This window comes from Pseudomonas sp. GM30, assembly GCF_000282275.2.
GTDB lineage: Bacteria > Pseudomonadota > Gammaproteobacteria > Pseudomonadales > Pseudomonadaceae > Aquipseudomonas.
The window spans coordinates 404,104-427,112 of the sequence record NZ_AKJP02000027.1 but is presented as its reverse complement, the minus strand read 5'-3'; the positions used below and the strand labels follow the sequence as shown (position 1 = coordinate 427,112).

The 23,009-nt window shown below is 61.7% G+C and carries 22 protein-coding genes; 20 read left to right on the top strand and 2 right to left on the bottom strand.

Going from position 1 to position 23,009, the window contains the following annotated elements:
• Positions 1-6: 6 nt before the first annotated feature.
• The 11 genes from PMI25_RS19755 (at position 7) to PMI25_RS19705 (ending at position 14,873) form a co-directional block, all read left to right on the top strand.
• Complete coding sequence (locus tag PMI25_RS19755; RefSeq protein WP_045122125.1) at positions 7-2,163, top strand: type I secretion system permease/ATPase; 2,157 nt, start codon at positions 7-9, stop codon at positions 2,161-2,163.
• On the top strand, positions 2,153-3,520 hold the full coding sequence (locus PMI25_RS19750; RefSeq protein ID WP_007961500.1) for an HlyD family type I secretion periplasmic adaptor subunit: 1,368 nt from the start codon (positions 2,153-2,155) through the stop codon (positions 3,518-3,520). The genes PMI25_RS19755 and PMI25_RS19750 overlap by 11 nt, the downstream gene beginning before the upstream one ends.
• 370 nt (positions 3,521-3,890) lie before the next feature.
• Positions 3,891-4,787: a TauD/TfdA dioxygenase family protein gene (locus tag PMI25_RS19745; protein WP_007961499.1), complete on the top strand. Its 897-nt coding sequence runs from the start codon at positions 3,891-3,893 to the stop codon at positions 4,785-4,787.
• A gap of 18 nt (positions 4,788-4,805) precedes the next feature.
• Entirely contained in the window at positions 4,806-5,831 is a 1,026-nt protein-coding gene (locus PMI25_RS19740) for an ABC transporter substrate-binding protein (protein WP_007961498.1), read from the top strand.
• A gap of 5 nt (positions 5,832-5,836) precedes the next feature.
• On the top strand, positions 5,837-6,697 hold the full coding sequence (locus PMI25_RS19735; RefSeq protein ID WP_007961497.1) for an ABC transporter ATP-binding protein: 861 nt from the start codon (positions 5,837-5,839) through the stop codon (positions 6,695-6,697).
• Between the two features lie 20 nt (positions 6,698-6,717).
• Positions 6,718-7,584 carry an ABC transporter permease gene (locus PMI25_RS19730; RefSeq protein ID WP_007961496.1) on the top strand — a complete coding sequence of 289 codons (867 nt, stop codon included), beginning with the start codon at positions 6,718-6,720 and terminating at the stop codon, positions 7,582-7,584.
• Positions 7,585-7,786: 202 nt separating this feature from the next.
• Positions 7,787-8,704, top strand: a complete 918-nt coding sequence (locus PMI25_RS19725) for a LysR family transcriptional regulator (RefSeq protein ID WP_007961495.1) — start codon at positions 7,787-7,789, stop codon at positions 8,702-8,704.
• A 220-nt stretch (positions 8,705-8,924) separates the two neighbouring features.
• Entirely contained in the window at positions 8,925-10,463 is a 1,539-nt protein-coding gene (locus PMI25_RS19720; protein WP_007961494.1) for an MFS transporter, read from the top strand.
• 26 nt (positions 10,464-10,489) lie between these two features.
• Positions 10,490-11,560, top strand: coding sequence for an HlyD family secretion protein (locus PMI25_RS19715; RefSeq protein ID WP_007961493.1), 1,071 nt, complete (start codon positions 10,490-10,492; stop codon positions 11,558-11,560).
• Between the two features lie 74 nt (positions 11,561-11,634).
• Positions 11,635-13,116, top strand: coding sequence for an efflux transporter outer membrane subunit (locus tag PMI25_RS19710; RefSeq protein WP_052026402.1), 1,482 nt, complete (start codon positions 11,635-11,637; stop codon positions 13,114-13,116).
• 161 nt (positions 13,117-13,277) lie between these two features.
• Positions 13,278-14,873, top strand: a complete 1,596-nt coding sequence (locus PMI25_RS19705) for a glycosyltransferase family 39 protein (RefSeq protein WP_007961491.1) — start codon at positions 13,278-13,280, stop codon at positions 14,871-14,873.
• Positions 14,874-14,881: 8 nt separating this feature from the next.
• Here the strand turns inward: PMI25_RS19705 and PMI25_RS19700 are convergent, their stop codons facing one another.
• Together PMI25_RS19700 and PMI25_RS19695 are read right to left on the bottom strand one after the other, a co-directional pair.
• Entirely contained in the window at positions 14,882-15,640 is a 759-nt protein-coding gene (locus PMI25_RS19700; protein WP_003220464.1) for a slipin family protein, read from the bottom strand.
• A gap of 2 nt (positions 15,641-15,642) precedes the next feature.
• Complete coding sequence (locus PMI25_RS19695) at positions 15,643-16,173, bottom strand: NfeD family protein (RefSeq protein WP_045122133.1); 531 nt, start codon at positions 16,171-16,173, stop codon at positions 15,643-15,645.
• A gap of 175 nt (positions 16,174-16,348) precedes the next feature.
• Between PMI25_RS19695 and PMI25_RS19690 the strand changes: the two genes are divergently transcribed.
• The 9 genes from PMI25_RS19690 (at position 16,349) to PMI25_RS19650 (ending at position 22,952) form a co-directional block, all read left to right on the top strand.
• Entirely contained in the window at positions 16,349-16,810 is a 462-nt protein-coding gene (locus PMI25_RS19690) for an aminoacyl-tRNA deacylase (RefSeq protein ID WP_007961483.1), read from the top strand.
• A 127-nt stretch (positions 16,811-16,937) separates the two neighbouring features.
• On the top strand, positions 16,938-17,183 hold the full coding sequence (locus PMI25_RS19685) for a DUF2789 domain-containing protein (RefSeq protein ID WP_007961479.1): 246 nt from the start codon (positions 16,938-16,940) through the stop codon (positions 17,181-17,183).
• A 93-nt stretch (positions 17,184-17,276) separates the two neighbouring features.
• The gene (locus tag PMI25_RS19680; protein ID WP_007961477.1) at positions 17,277-17,522 is read left to right on the top strand and encodes a type II toxin-antitoxin system Phd/YefM family antitoxin; all 246 of its coding nucleotides are present in this window, start codon (positions 17,277-17,279) and stop codon (positions 17,520-17,522) included.
• Positions 17,512-17,793, top strand: coding sequence for a type II toxin-antitoxin system RelE family toxin (locus PMI25_RS28225; protein WP_007961475.1), 282 nt, complete (start codon positions 17,512-17,514; stop codon positions 17,791-17,793). Before PMI25_RS19680 ends, PMI25_RS28225 begins: the two co-directional genes overlap by 11 nt.
• Positions 17,794-17,934: 141 nt before the next feature.
• The gene (locus PMI25_RS19670) at positions 17,935-18,363 is read left to right on the top strand and encodes a MarR family winged helix-turn-helix transcriptional regulator (protein ID WP_007961473.1); all 429 of its coding nucleotides are present in this window, start codon (positions 17,935-17,937) and stop codon (positions 18,361-18,363) included.
• Positions 18,360-20,423 carry an FUSC family protein gene (locus tag PMI25_RS19665; RefSeq protein WP_007961471.1) on the top strand — a complete coding sequence of 688 codons (2,064 nt, stop codon included), beginning with the start codon at positions 18,360-18,362 and terminating at the stop codon, positions 20,421-20,423. The genes PMI25_RS19670 and PMI25_RS19665 overlap by 4 nt, the downstream gene beginning before the upstream one ends.
• Positions 20,420-20,629, top strand: coding sequence for a DUF1656 domain-containing protein (locus PMI25_RS19660; RefSeq protein ID WP_007957657.1), 210 nt, complete (start codon positions 20,420-20,422; stop codon positions 20,627-20,629). Before PMI25_RS19665 ends, PMI25_RS19660 begins: the two co-directional genes overlap by 4 nt.
• Positions 20,626-21,513, top strand: coding sequence for an efflux RND transporter periplasmic adaptor subunit (locus PMI25_RS19655; protein ID WP_007961469.1), 888 nt, complete (start codon positions 20,626-20,628; stop codon positions 21,511-21,513). Before PMI25_RS19660 ends, PMI25_RS19655 begins: the two co-directional genes overlap by 4 nt.
• Positions 21,510-22,952 carry an efflux transporter outer membrane subunit gene (locus PMI25_RS19650; protein ID WP_007961467.1) on the top strand — a complete coding sequence of 481 codons (1,443 nt, stop codon included), beginning with the start codon at positions 21,510-21,512 and terminating at the stop codon, positions 22,950-22,952. Before PMI25_RS19655 ends, PMI25_RS19650 begins: the two co-directional genes overlap by 4 nt.
• The last annotated feature ends 57 nt before the right edge of the window (positions 22,953-23,009 follow it).

The following is a 23,009-nucleotide window of genomic DNA, read 5'->3' as shown; positions in this document are numbered from 1 at the left end:
CCGAGCGTGGAATCAGAAGTCAGTCGAGTTCAACTCATTCATGATCCGCGCGCGATGCACGACGATCCGTTACTGGATGGTCTGCTCGCTCTGTGCATGCTGCACCAGAAACCCGCCAGCGCGGCGATGCTCACCACTGGCCTGCCGTTGCCCAAACAACGCCTGAGTGTCGAGTTGCTGCCCCGCGCGGCCGCTCGCGCCGGGCTGCAGGGCCGGGTGCTGCAACGCAAGCTGGAAGAGATTCCGGCGATTGCCATGCCGGCGCTGTTGCTGCTCAAGGATGGCCGCAGTGCTGTTCTGCTCGGCTGGCAAGGTGACAACGAAGCCCGGGTGCTGCTCAGCGAAAGCGATGGCGGCGAATCGGTGGTCAGCCGCGAACTGTTGGCCGACGACTACACCGGCAAAGTGTTCTTCGCTCAGCCGCAGCACAAATTCGACGTCAACCACGGCACGCTGATCCCGCGCGCTCGCTCGTGGTTCCGCGATACCCTCAAGCGTTCGCGCTGGCTGTACGCCGATGCGATCGCCGCCAGTTTCCTGATCAACATCATCGCCATGGCCGCGCCGCTGTTCGTGATGAACGTCTACGACCGCGTGGTGCCGAACCAGGCCGAAGCGACCCTGTGGGTGCTGGCGCTGGGCATCACTGGTGCCTACATTTTCGACCTGATTCTCAAGAGCCTGCGCAGCCTGTGCCTGGATCTGGCGGGCAAGAAAACCGACCTGATCATCTCCGCGACGCTGTTCGAGCGCATCGTCGGCATGGCGATGAAGTACCGCCCGGCGCGGGTCGGCAGCTTCGCGCAGAACATCCATGAGTTTCAGAGTCTGCGCGACTTCCTCGCCTCGCTGACCCTGACCAGCCTGATCGACCTGCCGTTCACCATTCTGATCTTCATCGTCATCGCCATTCTTGGCGGGCATCTAGTGTGGATTCCGGTGCTGGCGTTCCCGATTGCGCTGTTGATCGGCTATGCGCTGCAGAAGCCGCTGATAGCGACCATGGAACGCACCATGGCCCTCGGTGCCGAGCGTCAGTCGAGCCTGATCGAAACCCTCGCCGGCCTCGATGCGGTCAAGGTCAACAACGCCGAAAGCGAACGCCAGTATCAGTGGGAACAGACCATCGGCACCCTCAGCCGCCTCGAGCTGCGGGTGAAAATGCTCTCCGGTCTGGCGATGAACATCACCTTGCTGATCCAGCAACTGGCCGGGGTGATCATGATCGTCTTCGGCGTGTACCAGATCATCGCCGGCAACCTGAGCATGGGCGGCCTGATTGCCTGCTACATGCTCAGCGGCCGCGCGCTCAGCCCGTTGGCGTCGCTGTCCGGTCTGCTGACCCGCTACCAGCAGGCGCGGGTGACCATGACTTCGGTTGACCAGATGATGGAGCTGCCGCAGGAGCGCAATTTCGAAGAGCGCCCGCTGAGCCGCAAGGTGTTGCAGGGCGCGATCGAGTGCCGTCAGTTGAACTTCACCTACCCGGAACAGCAGAACCCGGCGCTGAAGAACATCAACCTGGTGATCCGTCCCGGCGAGAAGATCGGCATCATCGGTCGCAGTGGTTCGGGCAAGAGTTCGCTGGCGAAACTGCTGGTGGGCCTGTATCAACCGGACGATGGCGCGTTGCTGGTGGACGGCGTGGATATCCGCCAGATCGACGTCAGCGAGCTGCGCTACAACATTGGCTACGTGCCTCAGGACATCCAGCTGCTGGCCGGCACGCTGCGTGACAACCTGATCTCCGGCGCACGTTACGTCGAAGACGAGTTGGTGCTGCAAGCCGCCGAACTGGCCGGCGTGCACGAATTCGCCCGCCTGCATCCGCAGGGTTATGAACTGCAAGTCGGCGAGCGCGGGCAGAACCTGTCCGGTGGCCAACGGCAGAACGTCGCACTGGCGCGGGCGCTGCTGCTCAATCCGCCGATCCTGCTGCTCGACGAACCAACCAGCGCCATGGACAACACCGGCGAAGAACGCCTCAAGCAACGTCTGGCTGCCGTGGTTGAAAACAAGACCGTGGTGCTGGTGACGCACCGGGCCTCGCTGCTGTCGCTGGTCGACCGCCTGCTGGTGGTCGACCGTGGACAGATTCTCGCCGATGGCCCGAAAGCCGCCGTGATGGAAGCGTTGAAGAAGGGGCAGATCAGTGTTGCTTAAGTCGGGTGTCAAAGAGTCGATCCGTCGCTACTTCAAGGGTTCTGCCTCGCTGCAGGGCCAGCCGCTGCCGGAGGTCAACAAGGCGCTGATCGAGGACGCCCCGCGCGTCGTGCGCCTGACCATCTGGGCAATCATCGGCTTCTTTCTGTTCCTGTTGCTGTGGGCTAACTTCGCCGTCATCGACGAAGTGACCAAGGGCGACGGCAAGGCGATTCCGTCGTCGAAGATCCAGAAAATCCAGAACCTTGAGGGCGGGATTGTCTCGGAAATGTTCGTCAAGGAAGGTCAGATCGTCGAGGCCGGCGCGCCGCTGATTCGTCTGGACGACACGCGTTTTGCCTCCAACGTCGGCGAAACTGAGGCTGATCGGCTGTCGATGCTGTTGCGCGTCGAACGCCTGAGCGCCGAGGTCGATGACCGTCCACTGAATTTCCCGGAAGACGTGCTCAAAGCCGTGCCGGGTCAGGCGAAAAGCGAAGAATCGTTGTACATCAGCCGGCGTCAGCAACTGCACGACGAGATCGGCGGTTTGCAGGAGCAGTTGATCCAGCGTCAGCAAGAGCTGCGTGAATTCAGCTCCAAGCAAGCGCAGTACCGTCAGCAGCTGGGCCTGCAACGCCAGGAAATCAACATGTCCGAGCCGCTGGTGGCGCAGGGCGCGGTATCGCCGGTGGAAGTGCTGCGACTCAAACGTGCCGAAGTGGAAACCCGTGGGCAACTGGATGCGACCACGCTGGCGATCCCGCGCGCCGAATCGGCGATCAAGGAAGTCCAGCGCAAGATCGACGAGACGCGCGGCAAATTCCGCAGCGAGGCGCTGACCCAGCTCAATGAAGCCCGCACCGATCTGAACAAGGCCCAGGCCACCGGCAAGGCGCTGGAAGATCGGGTCAGCCGGACGCTGGTCACCTCGCCGGTACGCGGCATCGTCAACAAGTTGCTGGTCAACACCATCGGCGGCGTGATCCAGCCGGGTAGCGACATGGTGGAGATCGTGCCGCTGGACGACACCTTGCTGGTCGAAGCCAAGATCCGTCCGCAGGACATTGCCTTCCTGCACCCGGGGCAGGAAGCGATCGTCAAATTCACCGCGTACGACTACACCATTTACGGCGGGCTCAAAGCCAAGCTGGAGCAGATCGGTGCCGACACCATCACCGACGAAGACAAGAAAACCACCTATTACATCATCAAGGTGCGCACCGAGCGCAGCCACCTGGGCACCGATGACAAGCCGTTGCTGATCATCCCGGGGATGGTGGCGTCGGTGGATATCATCACCGGCAAGAAATCGGTGTTGAGTTATCTGCTCAAACCGATCATCCGGGCGCGGGCCGAGGCGTTGCACGAGCGTTGATTCTCTAGCGGTCATCAGGGCCTCATCGCTGGCAAGCCAGCTCCCACAGAGTTTCCGGTTGGAACACGATTGTGTGCTCGACATCGGAAACTGTGGGAGCTGGCTTGCCAGCGAAGGCGCCAGTGAAGTTGCCACATTACGCATAGAAGTGACACAAATCGTCACTCACCATCCAGTCCATTCCTCACCATCTGCCATATCGTTATTCATTAACGGTATTTAATTTCCGGTTCTTATAGCTTTAAAGTCATCCACCTGCGTACCTGCCGACCAATCGGCGCGCCGCACGACCTGAACCGACACGCAATCCAGCGTGAGTGTCTGATCGACGTGCGCGCCCGTGAGCGCGCCGTGCGTGGGAGATTGAGAGATGTCCGCAGCTACTGCCACCCCAAGCGCCGCGACTGCCGCGCCGCAAAGCTTTGAAATTCGCCCGTTCAGCGGTGCCGTCGGTGCCGAAATCATCGGCCTGGACCTGACCCGGCCGGTCAACGACCAGGACTTCGCGCGCATCCATCGTGCGCACCTGGATCACCACGTCGTGGTCTTCCGCGACCAGCGCATCACCCCGCAACAGCAAATCGATTTCAGCCGCCGTTTCGGCGTGTTGCAGATCCACGTACTCAAGCAGTTCCTGCTGGCCAATCACCCGGAAATCCTCATCGTTTCCAACATCGTCGAGAACGGCCAGAACATCGGTCTGGGTGACGCCGGCAAGTTCTGGCATTCGGATCTTTCCTATAAGGAGCTGCCGAGTCTCGGCTCGATGCTGCACGCCCAGGAGTTGCCGTCCGAGGGCGGCGACACCCTGTTTGCCGACATGCATAAAGCCTGGGACAACCTGCCGCAAGCGCTGCGCAAAGCCGTGGAAGGCCGCTCGGCCGCGCATTCCTACACCGCGCGCTACAGCGAGACCAAATTCGAAGGCAACTGGCGCCCGACCCTGACCCCGGAGCAATTGGCGCAGGTCGCCGAAGTGGTGCACCCGATCGTCCGCACTCATCCAGAAAACGGCCGCAAGGCGTTGTTCGTCAGCGAAGGCTTCACCACCCGCATCGTCGGCCTGCCGGAAGACGAGAGCAAACAATTGCTGGCCGAGCTCTACGCCCACAGCGTGTTGCCGCAAAACATCTACCGCCATCAGTGGCAGCCCCACGACATGGTGTTCTGGGACAACCGTTCGCTGATCCACCTTGCCGCCGGCTGCCCTGCGCACCTGCGCCGCAAGCTGTATCGCACGACTATTCAGGGCGACGCGCCTTTCTGATTTGCCGGAGATTCGATCATGTCCAAACGTCTTCCATTTGCACCGCTGGCGGCGGCCATCGGCCTGGGTTTCAGCCTGATTGCCGGCAGCCTGGTGGCGCCGACCGTGGCCCACGCCGAAGGTGAAATCCGCATCGCCGAACAGTTCGGGATTGTCTATTTATTGCTCAACGTGGTGCGCGATCAGGGCCTGATCGAGAAGTACGGCAAGCAGGAAGGCCTCGACATCAAGGTCGACTGGACGCAGCTCTCGGGCGGCGCGGCGGTCAACGATGCCCTGTTGTCCGGTTCCATCGACATTGCCGGCGCCGGGGTCGGCCCGTTGCTGACCATCTGGGATCGCACCCACGGCAAGCAGAACGTCAAGGCCGTGGCCTCGCTGGGCAACTTCCCGTACTACCTGGTGAGCAACAATCCCAAGGTCAAAACCATTGCCGATTTCACCGAGAAGGACCGCATTGCGGTGCCGGCGGTGGGCGTGTCGGTGCAGTCGCGCTTCCTGCAATACGCGGCGGCCAAGCAATGGGGTGACAAGGAATTCAATCGCCTCGACAAGTACACCATCGCCGTGCCGCACCCGGATGCGACCGCTGCGCTGATTGCCGGCGGCACCGAGCTAACCGGGCATTTCTCCAACCCGCCGTTCCAGGATCAGGCGCTGCAGAACCCGAACGTGCACGTGGTGCTCAACTCCTACGACATCCTCGGCCCGAACTCGCCAACCGTGCTGTTCGCCACCGAGAAATTCCGCAACGAGAACCCGAAAACCTACAAAGCCTTCGTCGAAGCGCTGAGCGAGGCCGCGCAATTTGCCCAGAACGATAAGGGCGCGGCGGCGGACACCTACATCCGCGTGACCAAGGCCAGGATCGACCGCGCCGAGCTGCTGAAAATCATCGACAACCCGCAATTCGAATTCAGCGTCACGCCGAAAAATACCTACCCACTGGCCGAATTCCTCTACCGCGTCGGTGCGATCAAGAACAAACCGGAATCGTGGAAGGACTATTTCTTCCAGGACGCCAAACCGCTGCAGGGGAGCTGATCGAGATGAACGCCCCTTTGCAAGGCCACGCGGCCAGCAACCCGATCGCCAGTACACAAGCGCTGCTGGCGGTGGATAACGTCAGCCTCGAATATCGCACCCCGCAACGGGTGGTGCGGGCCACGCATCAGGTCAGTTTCGAAATCGATCCGGCGGACCGCTTCGTGCTGCTCGGCCCGTCCGGCTGTGGCAAGTCCACTTTGTTGAAAGCGGCCGCCGGGTTCATTGCGCCGAGCGAAGGCGAGATTCGCCTGCAAGGTCAGCGGGTCGATGGACCCGGTCCGGATCGGATCGTGGTGTTCCAGGAATTCGATCAGCTGCCGCCGTGGAAAACCGTGAAACAGAACGTGATGTTTCCGCTGCTCGCCTCGCGCACGCTGAAGAAAAAGGAGGCCGAAGAACGCGCGCTGCACTATCTGGAAAAAGTCGGTCTGGCAGCGTTTGCCGATGCCTATCCGCACACCCTGTCCGGCGGCATGAAGGCGCGGGTGGCGATTGCCCGGGCGCTGGCGATGCAGCCGAAAATCCTTTTGATGGACGAGCCGTTCGCCGCGCTGGATGCGCTGACCCGGCGCAAGATGCAGGAAGAATTGTTGCTGCTCTGGGAAGAGGTGCGCTTTACCTTGCTGTTCGTCACCCACTCGATCGAAGAGGCGCTGGTGGTCGGCAATCGCATCCTGCTGCTGTCGCCACATCCGGGGCGGGTACGCGCCGAAGTGCACAGCCATCAATACGATCTGCAAAGCCTCGGCGGTGTGGCGTTTCAGGAGTCGGCACGGCGCATTCACCGTTTGCTGTTCGATGAAGGCCAGTCGCCGGAAACCGAGCGTGACCATGACTTCAACGACATTCGCATCGCTTATTGAGCGTTCTGGAGGATTGCCCGATGAGCCAACCATCGTCTGTACGACAAGAGTTTGAAACCGTTCTTGAACCACTGACCAGCGTGCCGCTGGAGCGCGAACTGCCGCTGGGCCAACGCCTGTGGCAACAGGGCTGGTTGCGTAAGAGTGTGATCCTGATTCTGCTGGCGATTCTCTGGGAAGTGATCGCCCGGGTGCAGAACAACGACCTGCTGCTGCCGAGTTTCCTGCAGACCGCTCATGCGCTGTACGACGGCCTGCTCAGCGGTGAGTTGCTGGGCAAGGTGTGGATATCGCTGGTGGTGCTGATCAAGGGTTACCTGATCGGTATCGTGCTGGCGTTTGCCCTGACCACGCTGGCGGTGTCGACCCAGTTTGGCCGGGATCTGCTGAGCACCCTGACCTCGATGTTCAATCCGCTGCCGGCGATTGCCTTGCTGCCGCTGGCGTTGCTCTGGTTCGGGCTGGGGCAGAACAGCCTGATTTTCGTGCTGGTGCATTCAGTACTGTGGGCGCTGGCGTTGAACACCTACGCCGGTTTTCTCGGCGTCTCGGAAACCCTGCGCATGGCCGGGCGCAACTATGGGCTGAAGGGCATGCGCTTTGTGCTGTTCATCCTGATCCCGGCAGCGCTGCCATCGATCCTCGCCGGGCTGAAAATCGGCTGGGCATTCGCCTGGCGCACGCTGATCGCCGCCGAACTGGTGTTCGGTGCGACCAGTGGCAAGGGCGGGTTGGGCTGGTACATTTTTCAGAATCGCAATGAGCTGTACACCGACAAGGTGTTTGCCGGATTGGCGGTGGTGATCCTGATTGGATTGCTGGTGGAGAATCTGGTGTTCGATACGCTGGAGCGGGTGACCGTAAAGCGTTGGGGCATGCAGCGGTAATTTGTGCTGTTCCCACTGGCGCCATCGCGAGCAGGCTCACTCCTACAAGGGGGCTGCGTCGAACACAAAATTTGCGATCGCTGAAGATCAAATGTAGGAGTGAGCCTGCTCGCGATAGCGTCTTTAATTGGCGCCGCTTAACTTGAGAGATGTTTGCTAGCATTGCACCCGGATCAATCCAGATCAGCCACGAGTGCTCTGCATGCAACTCCCGGACATGAACCTCTTGGTCGCCCTCGACGCCCTGCTCGACGAAGGCAGTGTGGTCGGCGCCGCACGGCGGATGAACCTCAGCCCCGCCGCCATGAGCCGCACCCTGACGCGCATTCGCGAAGCCATCGGCGACCCGATCCTGGTGCGCGCTGGCCGTGGCCTGGTGCCAACCCCCAAAGCCCTCGAATTGCGCGAGCAGGTGCGCGATGTCGTCGAGCAGGCGGCGCTGCTGTTTCGCTCCGCCGACAGTGTGGAACTGGGCACCCTGCGCCGGCGCTTCAGCATCCGCGCCAATGACTTTTTCATCGGCGTGTACGGCGGCAAGCTGTTCGACACCCTTGACCAGCAGGCGCCGCACTGCGAATTGCGCTTCGTCCCCGAAGGCGATGGCGACGACGAGGCGCTGCGCGAAGGGCGGATTGACCTGAGTGTCAGCAACACCCGTCCGGTGACCCCGGAAGTCAAAGTGCAGAACCTGTTCTCCACGCATTTCGTCGGCCTGGTGCGTGAGGATCATCCACTGCTCGACGGCGAAATCACCGCTGAGCGCTATGCCGGTTACTCGCACATCAGCATGTCGCGCCGTGGCATTGCTCGCGGCCCGATTGATACCGCGTTGAATGCCTTGGGCCTGGAGCGGCGGGTGGCGGTGATTGCGCCAAGTTTCCACGCGGCGATGTTTGCCTTGCCGGATTCCGACCTGATCCTGCCGGTGCCCAAGGAAGCGTTGCTCAGCGTGCGTCGACTGGGCCTGAAGCTGCGCTCGTTCAATCTGCCGATCCCGTTGCCGACCCTGATGCTGACCCAGGCCTGGCACCCGCGCTTCGACAAAGACCCGGCGCACCGCTGGCTGCGTGAAACGCTCAAGGCCTGTTGTGACGAGACGTGGCTGGCCGCGCAACCCTGATCCCACAAACCACGCAAATCTCTGTAGGAGTGAGCCTGCTCGCGATAGCGGTGTATCAGTCGCCAAAAGTATCGACTGAAATGGCGCCATCGCGAGCACGCTCACTCCTACAGGAAAATCGTTGTGTCTGACGCACTTATAACCTGCCAATAAGTCAATTTTCGTCAGCACTAAGCCCGACTAAGATGCTCCGGTATTTTTCCCTCCGGAGTGTGCATTCATGACATCCCTGACCGCCCCGGCGCCTGTCGCTGCGGCCAGTCCGGCGACGGCGGCCGCGCCACCGGTGTTCGGCGCGCGGATCATCACCGGCCTGGTTGGCGTGTTGCTGGCGGTGCTGGTCTCGGGTCTGAACGAGATGGTGACCAAAGTCGCTTTGGCCGACATCCGTGGCGCGCTGAACATTGGTTACGACGAAGGCACCTGGCTGGTGTCCTGCTACGCCGCAACCTCGGTGGCGGCCATGGCGTTTGCACCGTGGTGCTCGGTGACCTTCTCGCTGCGCCGTTTCACCCTCTGCGCGATCAGCCTGTTTACCCTGCTCGGCGTGCTGTGCCCGTTCGCCCCCAACTATGAAAGCCTGCTGCTGATGCGTACCCTGCAAGGGCTGGCCGGCGGTGCGCTACCGCCGATGCTGATGACCGTCGCCCTGCGCTTTCTGCCAGCCAATTTCAAACTCTATGGCCTGGCCGGTTACGCGTTGACGGCGACGTTCGGCCCCGGGCTCGGCACGCCACTGGCGGGTTTGTGGAGTGAATACGTCGGTTGGCAATGGACGTTCTGGCAAATCATCGTGCCGTGCCTGATCGCCATGGCGATGGTCGCCTGGGGCATTCCGCAGGACCCGCTGCGCCTGGAGCGCCTCAAGACGTTCAACTGGAAAGGCCTGCTGCTGGGTTTTCCGGCGATCTGCATGCTGGTGATCGGCTTGCTCCAGGGCAATCGGCTGGACTGGTTCGAATCGAACCTGATCTGCGCGTTGCTCGGTGCCGGCTCGCTGTTGCTGGTGGCGTTTCTGATCAATGAATGGTCGCAGCCGGTTCCGTTTTTCAAGTTGCAGATGCTCGGCATCCGCAACCTGTCGTTCGCGCTGATGACCCTGGCCGGGGTGCTGGTGGTATTGCAGGCGGTGGTGCTGATTCCGTCGAGCTATCTGGCGCAGGTGCAGGGTTATCGCCCGGTGCAGACTGCGCCGATCATGCTGATCGCCGCGTTGCCGCAGTTGATCGCACTGCCTCTGGTGGCGGCGCTGTGCAACCTGCGCTGGGTCGATTGCCGCTGGGTGCTCGGCATCGGTTTGAGCATGTTGACCCTGTCCTGCCTGGGCGGCTCGCTGCTGACCTCGGAGTGGATTCGCGACAATTTCTACGTCCTGCAATGGCTGCAGATTTTCGGTCAGCCGATGTCGGTGCTGCCGTTGTTGATGTTGTCCACCGGCAGCATCCAGCCACAGGACGGGCCGTTCGCTTCGGCGTGGTTCAACACGGTGAAAGGCCTGGCGGCGGTGATCGCCACCGGCGTCATCGAGGCGCTGACCACCGCGCGCCTGCATTTCCATTCGACCATGTTGATCGACAACCTCGGCAACTCACCGCTGGCCGATCGCAGCGATCCGGGCCTTGCCCATCGTCTGCACGAACAGGCCGTGGTGCTGACTTCTTCTGATCTCTATGTGTGCATGGCTGGTGTCGCAGTGGCGCTGATCCTGCTGATTTTCTGGCTGCCGACGCGGATCTTTCCGCCCCGCGCGCCGACCTGATTGCTTCACTGATACCGAAGGTTTTTATGACGACTCAAGCAAAGCAAAAACTCGCGGTGGCCGTGGCCGCCGCACTGGCGGTCGGCGTGTTGCTGTACCTGGCGGTGCCGGGACTGTTCGGCAAGAGTACTCAGCAAAACACCAACGATGCGTTCGTTTCCGCCGACTACACCCTGGTGGTGCCGCGCGTGGCCGGGTTCATCAAGGAAGTGCTGGTGGAAGACAACCAGCAAGTGAAGGCCGGGCAATTGCTGGCGTTGATCGATGACCGTGATTTGCGTGCGGCCGCTGAAGCCGCCGATGCACAGACTCTGGTCGCCCGTGCCCAGTTGCAAAACGCCCGGGCGACGCTGGAACGGCAGACCTCGGTGATCGCTCAGGCCCAGGCTTCGGTGGTCTCGGCCAAGGCGGAAATGGCCTTCGCCCAGCAGGAACTCAATCGCTACAACCACCTCGCTGGCGTCGGTGCCGGCACGGTGCAGAACGCGCAACAGGCCCGCACGCGCATCGATCAGGCGAGCGCTCGGCTCGACACTGCCAGCGCGAAACTGGCGGCCGAGCGCAAGCAGGTGGAGATTCTCACGGCGCAGCGCGATGCTGCCGAAGGCAATCTGAAGCACGCACAAGCGGCGCTGGAAATCGCCAGTTTCGAGCTGTCCTACACGCGCATCACCGCGCCGCAGGACGGCATGGTCGGCGAGCGCGCGGTGCGTGTCGGCGCTTATGTCACGCCGGGCAGCAAGCTGCTGGCGGTGGTGCCATTGCGTCAGGCGTATGTGATCGCCAACTTTCAGGAAACCCAACTCACCGACGTGCAGCCGGGGCAAGACGTGCAGGTACGCGTCGACAGTCTCGGCGGCGAAGCGTTGAGCGGCCGCGTCGAGAGTATCGCCCCGGCGACCGGCGTGACCTTCGCCGCTGTGAAGCCGGACAACGCCACCGGTAATTTCACCAAGGTCGTGCAGCGGATTCCGGTGAAGATCATGCTCGAACCGGGTCAGCCGTTGGCCGAGCGATTGCGTGTGGGCATGTCGGTGGAGGCGAGCATCGATACCCGCAGTCCGGCGGCGTCGGAGCGTGAGGTAACTCAGCGATGACTCTGCATAAAAACCTGTGGCGAGGGAGCGTGCTCCCGCTGGGTTGCGAAGCGACCGCAAAAATCGCGAGTGCTATGCACCCGAGCGGGAGCAAGCTCCCTCGCCACAAAAGTCTGTTTCAGTCACTTGTTGTGGTGAGCTTGTTTGGCCTCAGTGCCTGCACCGTCGGCCCGGACTTCCACAAGCCCGAAGTCACGCAGATCGCCGACTGGGCCAAACCCGCGAAGGCCGCCGCTAGTCAGGTGGTCAGCGAACCGCTGAGCGAACGCTGGTGGGAGATTTTCCATGATGCGCAACTCTCGGCCCTCACTCAGCGGGCGATGAGCAGCAACCTCGACCTGCAATTGGCCAGCAGCCGTTTGCAACAAAGCCGCGCCGCGCGCCAGGTGATCACCGCGGATCGTTATCCGACCACTGCGGCGACCGGCAGCTACGCTCGCCAACGCAACAGCGGCAAGGGCTTGAGCGACCCGTCCGGGCACAACGGCGATTCCGCCTTCAACCTGTGGGATGCCGGTTTCTCCGCCTCGTGGGAACTGGATTTCTGGGGCCGCGTGCGCCGGGAAACCGAGGCCGCCGACGCCAACCTCGAAGTCGCCGAAAACGACCGTCGCGGCGTGTTGCTCGCGGTTCTGGCCGACACCGCGCAGAACTACATCCAGCTCCGCGGTGTGCAGAACACCCGCGCGGTCACCGAGCAGAACCTTGACGTCGCCCGGCACAGCCTCAAGCTGTCGCAACTGCGCCTCAACGATGGTGTAGCGACCGATCTCGACGTCGCCGAAGCCGCCGCACAGGTTGCGGCCATCGAATCGCGCCTGCCGGCGCTCGAACAACGCCAGTCGCAACTGATCAATGCGATCAGCCTGTTGATGGGCGAAGCGCCCCAGGCGCTGGCCAAAGAGTTATCGACAGATGCCGCCGTGCCGCAGTCACCGCTGCAAGTCGCCATCGGCCTGCCGTCGCAACTGGCCGAACGCCGTCCGGACATCCGACAGGCCGAGGCGCGCCTGCATGCTGCCACCGCCAATATTGGCGTGGCCAAGGGCGATTTCTATCCGCGCATCACCCTGTCCGGCAACCTCGGCTCGCAGGCAATGCAGCTGAGCGATTTCGGTTCCTGGGGCTCGCGCGCTTTCGGTATCGGCCCGCAATTGAGCCTGCCGCTGTTCGACGGCGGACGCCTGCGAGGCATGTTGCAACTGCGCGAAGCCCAGCAACAGGAAGCGGCCATCGCCTACCAGCAGACCGTGCTGCGCGCCTGGCATGAAATCGACGACCAGCTGACGGCCTACAACGCCAGCCAACGCCGCCGCGACAGCCTTGCCGAAGCCGTACGCCAGAACCAGATCGCCCTGCGCACCGCGCAGCAGCAGTACGTCGAAGGCGTGGTCGATTTCGTCAACGTGCTCACCGTTCAAGGCGCGTTGCTGGCGACTCAGGAGCAGTGGGTGGAAAGCTCGACCGGCGTTTCGCTGGCGATGGTCGGGTTGTACCGGGCGTTGGGCGGGGGCTGGGAGTCGGTGTATCCGGCGGGGGAGATGGCGCAACGCTGATGGCCTGAACTGGAAATGCCGAGGGCTGTTTGGGATTGGCCGGGGTGCCGGATGTCGTGAAAGCGCACACCGCCATCGACGGCCCTCCCGTGGCTGACCTAAAGTGACGGGCAGGTTCGGCTCCATCCGTTCGCGATATTCCGGCACAGCAAGAGGATGCAATGGCGGCACACAGAGAAACGCCGGTTGGCGACACGCAGGATCCGCGCGCGGTCCCGGGTGCATGGCTGGTGGCCTTGCGTCTGCTTCGCTGGGCCAGAGAGCACTGGCTGTTACCGATCATGCTGCTCGCGGCGGCGGTGCGTTTTTTCGACCTGACGGCGGCGGCGATCTGGTTCGACGAAGGCTCCAGCGTCCTGCTGAGCCAGTTTCCACTGGCCGAGATCTGGGGGCTAGCGGCCCACGACGTGCACCCACCGCTGTATTTCCTGCTGCTGCACGGCTGGATCGGGCTGTTCGGTGACGGCATCCTGTCCATTCGCTTGATGAGTGCGCTGCCGGGGATCATCACCGTCGGCCTCGGTGTGTGGCTGGTGGATCTGCTCGCCACCCGTCGCGCTGCGTTGCTGGCCGGGCTGTTGCTGGCGTTGTTACCCACGGCCGTGCGCTACAGCCAGGAAGTGCGCATGTATTCGCTGCTCGGCATGTGGCTGATCGGCGCGACGATCGCGCTGGTCTACTGGGTGCGCCAGCCGCGTCGGCATCGCTATCTGGTGGCCTATGCGTTGCTGATGACGGCAGCGTTCTACACCCACTACTTCACCGTTCTGTGCGTGATCAGCCACTGGCTGTATCTGACAGCGGTGCGCGTGCAGCCGGGGTATCGGCTGCGGCATATTCAGCGTCCGGCCTGGTGGCTGGCCAACTTGAGCATCGCGTTGCTGTACATGCCGTGGGTGCCAAACCTGCTTGATCTGCTGCAGCACATCCCGGAACTCAAGGCCAGCAATGACATTGGCTGGGAAGATCCGGTGACCCTCAGCTCATTGCCGTCGATGGTCTGGTCGTTGCTGATCCAGGACGACGGCATGACCTTGCCGGGGTGGCTGTTTTTGCTTTTGCCATTGGCGCTGGTAGCCGTGATTGCTGTTGCCCTGCATCGTGATCGCAGCGTTTTCCGCGGCAGCTTGTTGTTGCTGTGCTACAGCGTGATGCCGATTCTGCTGGTGTTTGGCGTGTCGTTCATCTCGCCGGTGTTCATCGAGCGGTACGTGACGGCCTATGCGTTGGGGTTGCCGATGCTGGTGGCGCTGGCGGTCGATCGGCTGTACACCGGCTCTCGCGTGCTGGCGTTGGCGATTCTGATGTTGTTCGTCGGGGTCGAACTGGTGGGTGTGAAGAACAATGCCACGGTCGACAGCAATGATCAGTTCAGCGTGCTGGTCGACTACGTCAATCGACACTTCACCGAGGGTGACCGGATCGTCACCAGCGACATGATGTGGTACCTCAGCTACATCTATTACAACCGCACTGACGCGCAGATCCGTCTGTACACGCCACCAGCGGCGGATGGGCGCTCCACGCGTCCCAATGCCTACGGATTTGGCACTTTGGTCGGCGAAGAGGTTTTCCTCGATCAGCTTGGCGAGGTGTCCAAGGGCAGCACGCGGATGTGGTTGATCGGCACGCTGGATGAACCCGATGAGTTTGCGGCGTTGCCTGAAGGCTGGCAACGGCAGAGCGATGTCCATGCAGGCGGCGCTTTTGCACGCTTGTACGTGAGGGAGCCGAGCACCGATAAACCGCGCGGGTGATCGCAGGCTCAGGATTTGCCCGACAAATCCGCCATCCCCTTGAGCAATTCGATCGGCAACGGAAAGACAATCGTCGAACTCTTGTCCCCGGCAATCGAACTCAGCGTCTGCATGTAGCGCAACTGCATCGCACCGGGCTGACGGCCGAGCATTTCGGCGGCCTGCATGAGCTTTTCCGAAGCCTGCAGTTCGCCTTCGGCGTGAATCACCTTGGCCCGCCGTTCCCGTTCTGCTTCGGCCTGTTTGGCAATGGCGCGCACCATCGACTCGTTGAGGTCAACGTGCTTGATCTCGACGTTGGCGACCTTGATGCCCCAGGCATCGGTCTGGGCGTCGAGCACCTGCTGGATGTCGATGTTCAACTGCTCGCGTTCGGCCAGCAGTTCATCCAGCTCATGTTTGCCGAGCACCGCGCGCAGGGTGGTCTGCGCCAGTTGGCTGGTGGCCGAGAGAAAGTCTTCGACCTGAATGATCGCCTTCTGGGGGTCGAGCACGCGGAAGTACAGCACCGCGTTGACCTTCACCGAAACGTTGTCGCGGGTGATCACGTCCTGCGGTGGCACGTCGAGCACCACGGTGCGCAGATCGACGCGGACCATTTGCTGCACCACCGGAATCAGCAGGATCAGCCCCGGGCCCTTGACCTGCCAGAAGCGTCCGAGCTGGAACACCACGCCGCGCTCGTACTCACGCAGGATGCGGAAGGTCGACCCGGCGAGGGCTATCACCAACAGCAGCAGTGCAACAAAACCGATTTGCAGACCCATGATCACTCTCCGTGTCGCACCGCGTCAGTCGCGGCGACTTTCAGCAATAAGCCATTTCGCCCGACCACGCGCACCGATTGCCCGGCGTGCAGCGGTGTCGTGCTGTGCACTTGCCAGTGTTCACCCTGCAATTGCACCCAACCGTTGTGGGCGTTTTGCGCTTGCACGGCGGTCACCGCCGTCACGCTGCCGACCAGCCCGGCATCGCCGCTGACGGCGTGGCGCGGGCGGGTTTTCAAGGCACGGACGATCAATGCGATCAGCAGCAGTGCGCTGAGCAGGCCGAGGCTGATGATCATCGGCACCGGCAACTCGGCGCTGCCCAGAATCAGCGCGCCGATGACGAACATGATGATCCCGCCGAGGCCGATCACCCCGTAGTTGGGCAGCGCCGCTTCGGCGATCAGAAAGGCAATACCGAGGGTGATCAGCCACAGGCCGACCGGATTGACCGCCGTCAGCGGGACGTCAGCCGCGAGGGCCGAGCCGCTGGTCAGCAGTATCAGGAAAAACGTGCAACATCGGCTGTTCACGTGACCCTCCGGGAGAGTCATGGGGGTGTTTCCTTAAGTCTAGTTGAGCTTGGCGCTGGATGAATTCTGCTCAATGAGCAGATGTGTCCAGTGAGCGGATTTCCCTTCGCCAATGCCTTGCCGGACTAGACTCAGCAGAACAGTCATAACGTTCAGCGGGACACCGAGGTGCAGCATGCGTATGGCAAAAAAAGTGCAGAGCAGCCTGAATCGGGCGCACTGCGAATATGACATCGTGGCCCACCGCCACTCGGCCAGCAGCCTGGAAACCGCGCGGGTTTCCGGGGTGCCCGCCGAGCGCGTAGCCAAGTCGGTGATTCTCGACGACCACCACGGGCATTACCTGATGGCCGTGCTGCCGGCCAGTCGGCATCTGGACTTGAGTAAAGTGCGCATTCGCGGCGAATGGCAGATCACCCGGGAGAGCAACCTGGCGCATATCTTCAATGACTGCGAACGCGGCGCGGTGCCGCCGCTCGGTGATTCCTACGGCCTGGACATGGTCATCGACCCGCTGCTGACCCGGCAGAAAGACATCTACCTGGAAGCCGGCAACCACAACTACCTGCTGCACATGAGCATGCCCGAGTTTCTGAAAATGGTGCCGCATGCCGAGGTGCGGGAGTTGAGTCAGTAGGATTTGCAGCGCTTTTGCCGACGCCTTCGCGAGCAAGCTCGCTCCCACAGGGGAATGCGCTCAACCTGTGGGAGCGAGCTTGCTCGCGAATAATCTCCCACCCACCGCATTCTTGAAGGAGTCCTCCATGGAGCAGCCAACTCACAGCCTGCCGTCCCTGTTCAAACAACTGGGAATGGACAACGACCCGACCAGCATCGACCAATTCATCGCCACCCATTCCCCGCTCAAACCCGAACTGCATCTGGCGGACGCGTTTTTCTGGAGCAAAAGTCAGGCGGATTTCTTGCGGGATGAGATTCTTGATGATGCGGATTGGGCGGAAGTGGTGGATCAGCTGAATGTGTTGTTGCGCAAGGGGCGGGAGGGGTGACTATTTTGCAACCATTTAGCGGCTGATCGTTTTTGCGGTTGTCTGAAAGTTCTAAATAGACCAATATCACGACCTCAATTGAGGTCTTTTATTATGCAAAGTGTTCTTGCCGATATGGCGGTCAGTGTTTCCGAATTGAAGAAAAATCCGTCAGCAGTGTTGAGTGGCGCACAGGGTGGTGCTGTGGCTGTGCTGAACCATAATCGCGTCATGGGTTACATGGTGCCAGCCGATGTTTACGAAGCCATGATGGAGCGGCTTGATGATTTGGAACTGGCCGAGATCGTCCGTTCCCGCAGTCATGAAACACCCATTTCGGTAAACCTGGATGACCTATAAGCTCGAATTTCTACCGTCTGCTCATAAGGAGTGGAACAAGCTGGGTCATACGCTGCGAGATCAATTCAAGAAAAAGCTCGCTGAAAGGTTATCGCTGCCAAGGGTATCGGCTGATGCGCTTCATGGAATGCCTGACTGCTACAAAATCAAACTGAAGGCTTCTGGTTACCGTCTGGTCTATCAAGTGATAGATGAGCGAATCGTCGTTTCGGTAGTCGCTGTGGGAAAACGCGAGCGCAGCAGTGTCTATGAGAAAGCCAAAAAACGCTGAGTCGTCCAACCTCGGCGTTTTTCTCCCCTGACAACCTATTTGTTTCAAAACTTGACTGAAATTCCCCGTCAATGCGATATTGATAGTTAGCAAACTAACAGTGTGCATTTTCCCGTGCCCGATTCCCTCGACGCTCTCCAGATGAACATCAGCAGTGCCATGGTGGTGGCCGCCAGGCATTGGCGGAAGATCTGCCAGACCACGCTGGTCAACTACGGCATCTCCGAAGCCTGCGCCGTGCCGTTGTTGATGATCGGGCGGCTGGGCGAGGGTGTGCGTCAGGTGCAAGTGGCGCAGGCGGCGGGGATGGAGAGTCCGTCGCTGGTACGTCTGCTCGATCAGTTGTGCCACGCCGGCTACGTCTGCCGCACCGAAGATGCACAGGATCGTCGGGCCAAGTGCCTGAGCCTGACCGACACCGGCCGTGAACTGGTGCAAGCGGTGGAGATCGAACTGGTGCGTCTGCGTCATGAAGTGCTCGAAGGCATCGACCAGAGTGATCTGGAAGCTACGCTTCGGGTACTGCGAGCTTTTGAGGCGGCCAATCCGCCTGTGGTGATCAATTCTTGAACGGTTTTTTCTCCGGCATTCCTCCGGCCCGGGACTGGTTCTACGGGGTCCGTACCTTTGCAGCGTCGATGATCGCGCTGTACATCGCCTTGCTCATGCAAATGCCGCGTCCGTACTGGGCGATGGCCACGGTGTACATCGTCTCCAGCCCGTTTCTCGGCCCGACCAGTTCCAAGGCGCTGTACCGCGCCATTGGTACTTTTCTCGGCGCGGCGGCGGCGGTGCTGTTCGTGCCGATGTTCGTGCAGAGTCCGTATGTGCTGGTGGTGGTGATTGCCTTGTGGACGGGGATTCTGCTGTTCCTCTCGCTGCACCTGCGCACCGCCAATAACTACGCGCTGATGCTGGCCGGCTACACATTACCGCTGATTGCCTTGCCGACCGTGGATAACCCGCTGGCGGTGTGGGACGTGGCGGAGGCGCGCACCGAAGAGATTTTTCTCGGCATCGCCGTGGCGGCGGTGGTCGGCGCGATGTTCTGGCCGCGGCGTCTGGCGCCGGTGTTCAACGACGCGGTGGGCAAGTGGTTCGCTGACGCCACCACCTACAGCCTGAAGTTTCTCAGCCGCGACGTGCAGCCGGAACAGATCGCCGTGCTGCGCATGGCCATGGTCGCCAATTTCAACAGTCTCGAATTGATGATCGGCCAGTTGCCCCACGAAGGCGCGCGACCGCAAACCGTGCGCAACACCAAGGAACTGCGCGGGCGGATGATCCACCTGTTGCCGGTGATCGACGCTCTGGAAGACTCGCTCTACGCCCTCGAACGGCGCACGCCGGAACTGGTGGAAAAGTTTGCCCCGCTGCTGACCGCGACCCAGCAATGGCTCGGCCATAACGACGCCGATCTTGATCGGTGGCAGGCGCTCAAGGATCAACTTCAGGCCCTGCAGCCAAGCTGCGAGGCGCTGGAAGATCGCAAGCAATTGCTGTTCTCCAACGCGATTTATCGCCTCGGCGAATTCATCGATCTGTGGCAGGACTGCCGCAGTCTGCAGGACGCGATTCTCTGCGAGCGCCAGGACAGCTGGCGCGCGGTTTACCGGCACTGGCGCCTCGGGCGGCTGACGCCGTTTCTCGACCGCGGGATGATGCTGTATTCGGTGGCCTCGACCGTTCTGGCGATCATCGTCGCCTCGGTGCTGTGGATTCTGCTCGGCTGGCCGGACGGCGGCAGCGCGGTGATTCTGGCGGCGGTAGCGTGCAGTTTCTTCGCCTCGATGGACGACCCGGCGCCGCAGATCTACCGGTTCTTTTTCTGGACCGGAATGTCGGTGCTGTTCGCCAGTCTCTACCTGTTTCTGATTCTGCCGAACCTGCACGATTTTCCGATGCTGGTGCTGGCCTTTGCGATTCCGTTCATCTGCGTCGGTACCCTGACGGTACAGCCGCGATTCTACCTCGGCATGCTCCTGACGCTGGTCAACACCTCGTCGTTCATCAGCATTCAGGGCGCCTACGACGCGGACTTCTTCGCTTTCGTGAACTCCAACCTGGCCGGCCCGATGGGCCTGTTGTTCGCGTTCATCTGGACCCTGATCGCCCGTCCGTTCGGCGTCGAGCTGGCCGCCAAGCGCCTGACCCGCTTCAGCTGGAAAGACATCGTGCACATGACCGAGCCGGCCAACCTCGCCGAGCACCGGCAACTGGGCGTGCAATTGCTTGACCGTTTGATGCAGCACCTGCCGCGTCTGGCCATGACCGGTCAGGACACCGGCATTGCCATGCGTGAAGTGCGCGTCGGCCTCAACCTGCTCGATCTGCTGGCCTACACCCCGCGGGTGGAAGGCGCGCCGAATGCCCTGCTGCAACAAGTGGTGGCTGAGGTCGGCGAATATTTCCGCGCCTGCCTCAAGGCCGGCGAACGCCTGCCGGCACCGAGCCCGCTGCTGATGACCATGGACCGTGCCCGCCGCGCCCTCAAAGGTCACGGCGACGAAGAAACCCGGCTAAACCTGTTGCATGCCCTGAGCGGTTTGCGTCTGGCGCTGTTGCCCGGCGTGGAATTTGTCAGCACGGGCGATGCCGAAGAACCGCTGCCCGATGGAGCGCCCCTATGATCGGTGATCTGGATATCAGCGGCATTTTCCTGCCGACCCTGCTGGTGTTGATGGGCATCACCTATGTGTTGTTTGTGCTGGTGCATGGCGTGCTCACGCGCCTGCACTTTTACCGTCTGGTCTGGCACCGGGCATTGTTCAACGTGGCTCTCTACGCCGTGATGCTGTACGGCGTGGACTCACTCAGTCGATACCTGATGACATGAAAAAACCGTTTCTGACCATCGGTCGCGTGGTACTGACCCTGCTGATCGTGACTTTTGCCGTCGTCCTCGTCTGGCGCATGGTGATGTATTACATGTTTGCGCCGTGGACCCGCGACGGCCACATCCGCGCCGACATCATCCAGATCGCTCCGGACGTGTCCGGGCTGATCCAGCAGGTCGAGGTCAAGGACAACCAGTTGATCAAACGTGGTCAGGTGTTGTTCAGCATTGATCAGGACCGCTTCAAACTGGCCCTGCGTCAGGCTAAAGCGGCGGTTGCCGATCGCGAAGAAACCCTGGCTCAAGCCCAGCGCGAAGCCAAGCGTAACCGTGGCCTGGGCAATCTGGTGCCGGCCGAACAACTGGAAGAAAGCCAATCGAAAGTCGCCCGGGCGCAGTCGGCGCTGGCCGAAGCGCTGGTGACGGTGGACAGCGCGCAGCTCAATCTTGATCGCTCGGTGATCCGTAGCCCGGTGGACGGCTACGTCAACGACCGTGCGCCGCGGGTGCAGGAATTCGTCACCGCCGGGCGGCCAGTGTTGTCGGTGGTCGACAGCAATTCGTTCCACATCGACGGCTATTTCGAAGAAACCAAACTCGACGGCATTCATGTCGGCCAGTCGGTGGATATCCGCGTAATCGGTGATAAAGCCAGGCTGCGCGGGCATGTCGAAAGCATCGTCGCCGGTATCGAAGACCGTGACCGCACCAGCGGCAACAACCTGCTGCCGAACGTCAACCCGGCGTTCAGCTGGGTGCGCCTGGCGCAGCGGATTCCGGTGCGTATCGCTTTTGACGAGGTGCCGGAAGACTTCCGCATGATCGCCGGGCGTACCGCGACCGTGTCGATCATCGACGACAGAACGCAGGAGCCCGCGCAATGAACAGGGCCCTGATGATCGCCGGGTTGGGCATGATGCTCTCGGCCTGTCAGATGGTCGGGCCGGACTATCAGCTGCCCGCTGACGCGGCGGTACAGCGCAAGGACTTTCAGGGCGAACTGGCGGTGGAGGGCAAACCGGTGGTGTCAGCGCCGGTACCTGCTGACTGGTGGCGGCTGTATAAGGATCCGCGACTGGATCAACTGGTGCAGCAAGCCATGGCGTCCAACACTGATTTGCGCGTGGCGGCGGCGAACCTTCAACGGGCTCGCGCGCAAGTCGATGAGGCTGAAGCGGCGGGTGGCTGGAGCGCAGGCGTGAAGATGGGCGCGCAGCGTTTGCAGGAATCCGGGCAGGCGTTCTTGCTGCCGGAAAAAGTCCCGGTCGACAACGTCGGCGATATTGGCATCAGCGCGTCTTATCAGTTCGATCTGTGGGGCACCCTGCAACGCGGTATCGAAGGCGCGAAGGCTAACGCCGATGCGACGCAAGCGGCGGCTGACACCGCACGCATCACTTTGGTGGCCGACGTGGTTCGCGCCTACACCCAAGTGTGCGCGGCCAACGAAGAGCGGGAAATTGCCCAGCACTCCCTCGACCTGCAATCGCAGAGCACCACGCTGATCCAGCGTCTGCGCGATGCCGGGCGTGGTGATGAGACCCAGGTCACCCGTTCGCAAACCCAATTCAAGTCGTTGCGCGCCGACCTGCCGCGCTATGAGGCAGCGCGTCAGGCCGGGTTGTTCCGCCTGTCGATGCTGCTGGCGAAACCGGTCGATCAACTGCCGGCCGGCACCGCCACCTGTGCCGAACTGCCGAAAATTGCCCAACTGGTGCCGGTGGGCGACGGTGCGGCGCTGCTCAAGCGTCGTCCCGATATCCGTCAGGCGGAACGTCGCTTGGCGGCCTCGACAGCGGGCATCGGCGTCGCTACGGGCGAGCTGTACCCGGACATCAGTATCGGCGCGACCATCGGCACCGTCGGTCTTATTGACGACTTGGGCGATCCGTCGACCAATCGCTGGGGCTTCGGCCCGTCGTTGAGCTGGAAGGTGCCGACCAACGGCGCCCGTGCGCGGATCCGTGAAGCCGAGGCCAACACCCAGGCCGCACTGGCGCATTTCGACGGCGTGGTGCTCAACGCCATCCGCGAAACCCAGACCGGTCTGGCCCAATACAGCGCGCTGCTGCAACGCCGCGACGCCCTGGCGGATGCCGAGCAGTCGGCGAAACTGGCGGCGGACCAGACCCACCGCTTCTTCCAGGCCGGGCGCGAGTCGTTCCTCGCCGACCTGCAGGCGACCCGCACTTACACCGACGTCACCGCGCAACTGGCCGCCGCCAACACCCAGGTCGCCATGAGCCAGATCGATTTATTCCTCGCCCTTGGTGGCGGTTGGGAAAGCGGACGAACGCAAGCCTCAAGCGCCAGCAAACCCTGAACCCGTTGCTATGCTTTGAAGTGTTGAAAGGGTGCCCCGTGCAACGCACCCTTTCAG

Bases quoted from the DNA above. Each gene is read 5' to 3' on its own strand.
- PMI25_RS19745 (WP_007961499.1), top strand. From the start codon at position 3,891: ATGTCCGCAGCTACTGCCACCCCAAGCGCCGCGACTGCCGCGCCGCAA.
- PMI25_RS19740 (WP_007961498.1), top strand. From the start codon at position 4,806: ATGTCCAAACGTCTTCCATTTGCACCGCTGGCGGCGGCCATCGGCCTG.
- PMI25_RS19735 (WP_007961497.1), top strand. From the start codon at position 5,837: ATGAACGCCCCTTTGCAAGGCCACGCGGCCAGCAACCCGATCGCCAGT.
- PMI25_RS19730 (WP_007961496.1), top strand. From the start codon at position 6,718: ATGAGCCAACCATCGTCTGTACGACAAGAGTTTGAAACCGTTCTTGAA.
- PMI25_RS19725 (WP_007961495.1), top strand. From the start codon at position 7,787: ATGCAACTCCCGGACATGAACCTCTTGGTCGCCCTCGACGCCCTGCTC.
- PMI25_RS19720 (WP_007961494.1), top strand. From the start codon at position 8,925: ATGACATCCCTGACCGCCCCGGCGCCTGTCGCTGCGGCCAGTCCGGCG.
- PMI25_RS19715 (WP_007961493.1), top strand. From the start codon at position 10,490: ATGACGACTCAAGCAAAGCAAAAACTCGCGGTGGCCGTGGCCGCCGCA.
- PMI25_RS19710 (WP_052026402.1), top strand. From the start codon at position 11,635: ATGCACCCGAGCGGGAGCAAGCTCCCTCGCCACAAAAGTCTGTTTCAG.
- PMI25_RS19705 (WP_007961491.1), top strand. From the start codon at position 13,278: ATGGCGGCACACAGAGAAACGCCGGTTGGCGACACGCAGGATCCGCGC.
- PMI25_RS19700 (WP_003220464.1), bottom strand. From the start codon at position 15,640: ATGGGTCTGCAAATCGGTTTTGTTGCACTGCTGCTGTTGGTGATAGCC.
- PMI25_RS19690 (WP_007961483.1), top strand. From the start codon at position 16,349: ATGCGTATGGCAAAAAAAGTGCAGAGCAGCCTGAATCGGGCGCACTGC.
- PMI25_RS19685 (WP_007961479.1), top strand. From the start codon at position 16,938: ATGGAGCAGCCAACTCACAGCCTGCCGTCCCTGTTCAAACAACTGGGA.
- PMI25_RS19680 (WP_007961477.1), top strand. From the start codon at position 17,277: ATGCAAAGTGTTCTTGCCGATATGGCGGTCAGTGTTTCCGAATTGAAG.
- PMI25_RS28225 (WP_007961475.1), top strand. From the start codon at position 17,512: ATGACCTATAAGCTCGAATTTCTACCGTCTGCTCATAAGGAGTGGAAC.
- PMI25_RS19670 (WP_007961473.1), top strand. From the start codon at position 17,935: ATGAACATCAGCAGTGCCATGGTGGTGGCCGCCAGGCATTGGCGGAAG.
- PMI25_RS19660 (WP_007957657.1), top strand. From the start codon at position 20,420: ATGATCGGTGATCTGGATATCAGCGGCATTTTCCTGCCGACCCTGCTG.
- PMI25_RS19655 (WP_007961469.1), top strand. From the start codon at position 20,626: ATGAAAAAACCGTTTCTGACCATCGGTCGCGTGGTACTGACCCTGCTG.
- PMI25_RS19650 (WP_007961467.1), top strand. From the start codon at position 21,510: ATGAACAGGGCCCTGATGATCGCCGGGTTGGGCATGATGCTCTCGGCC.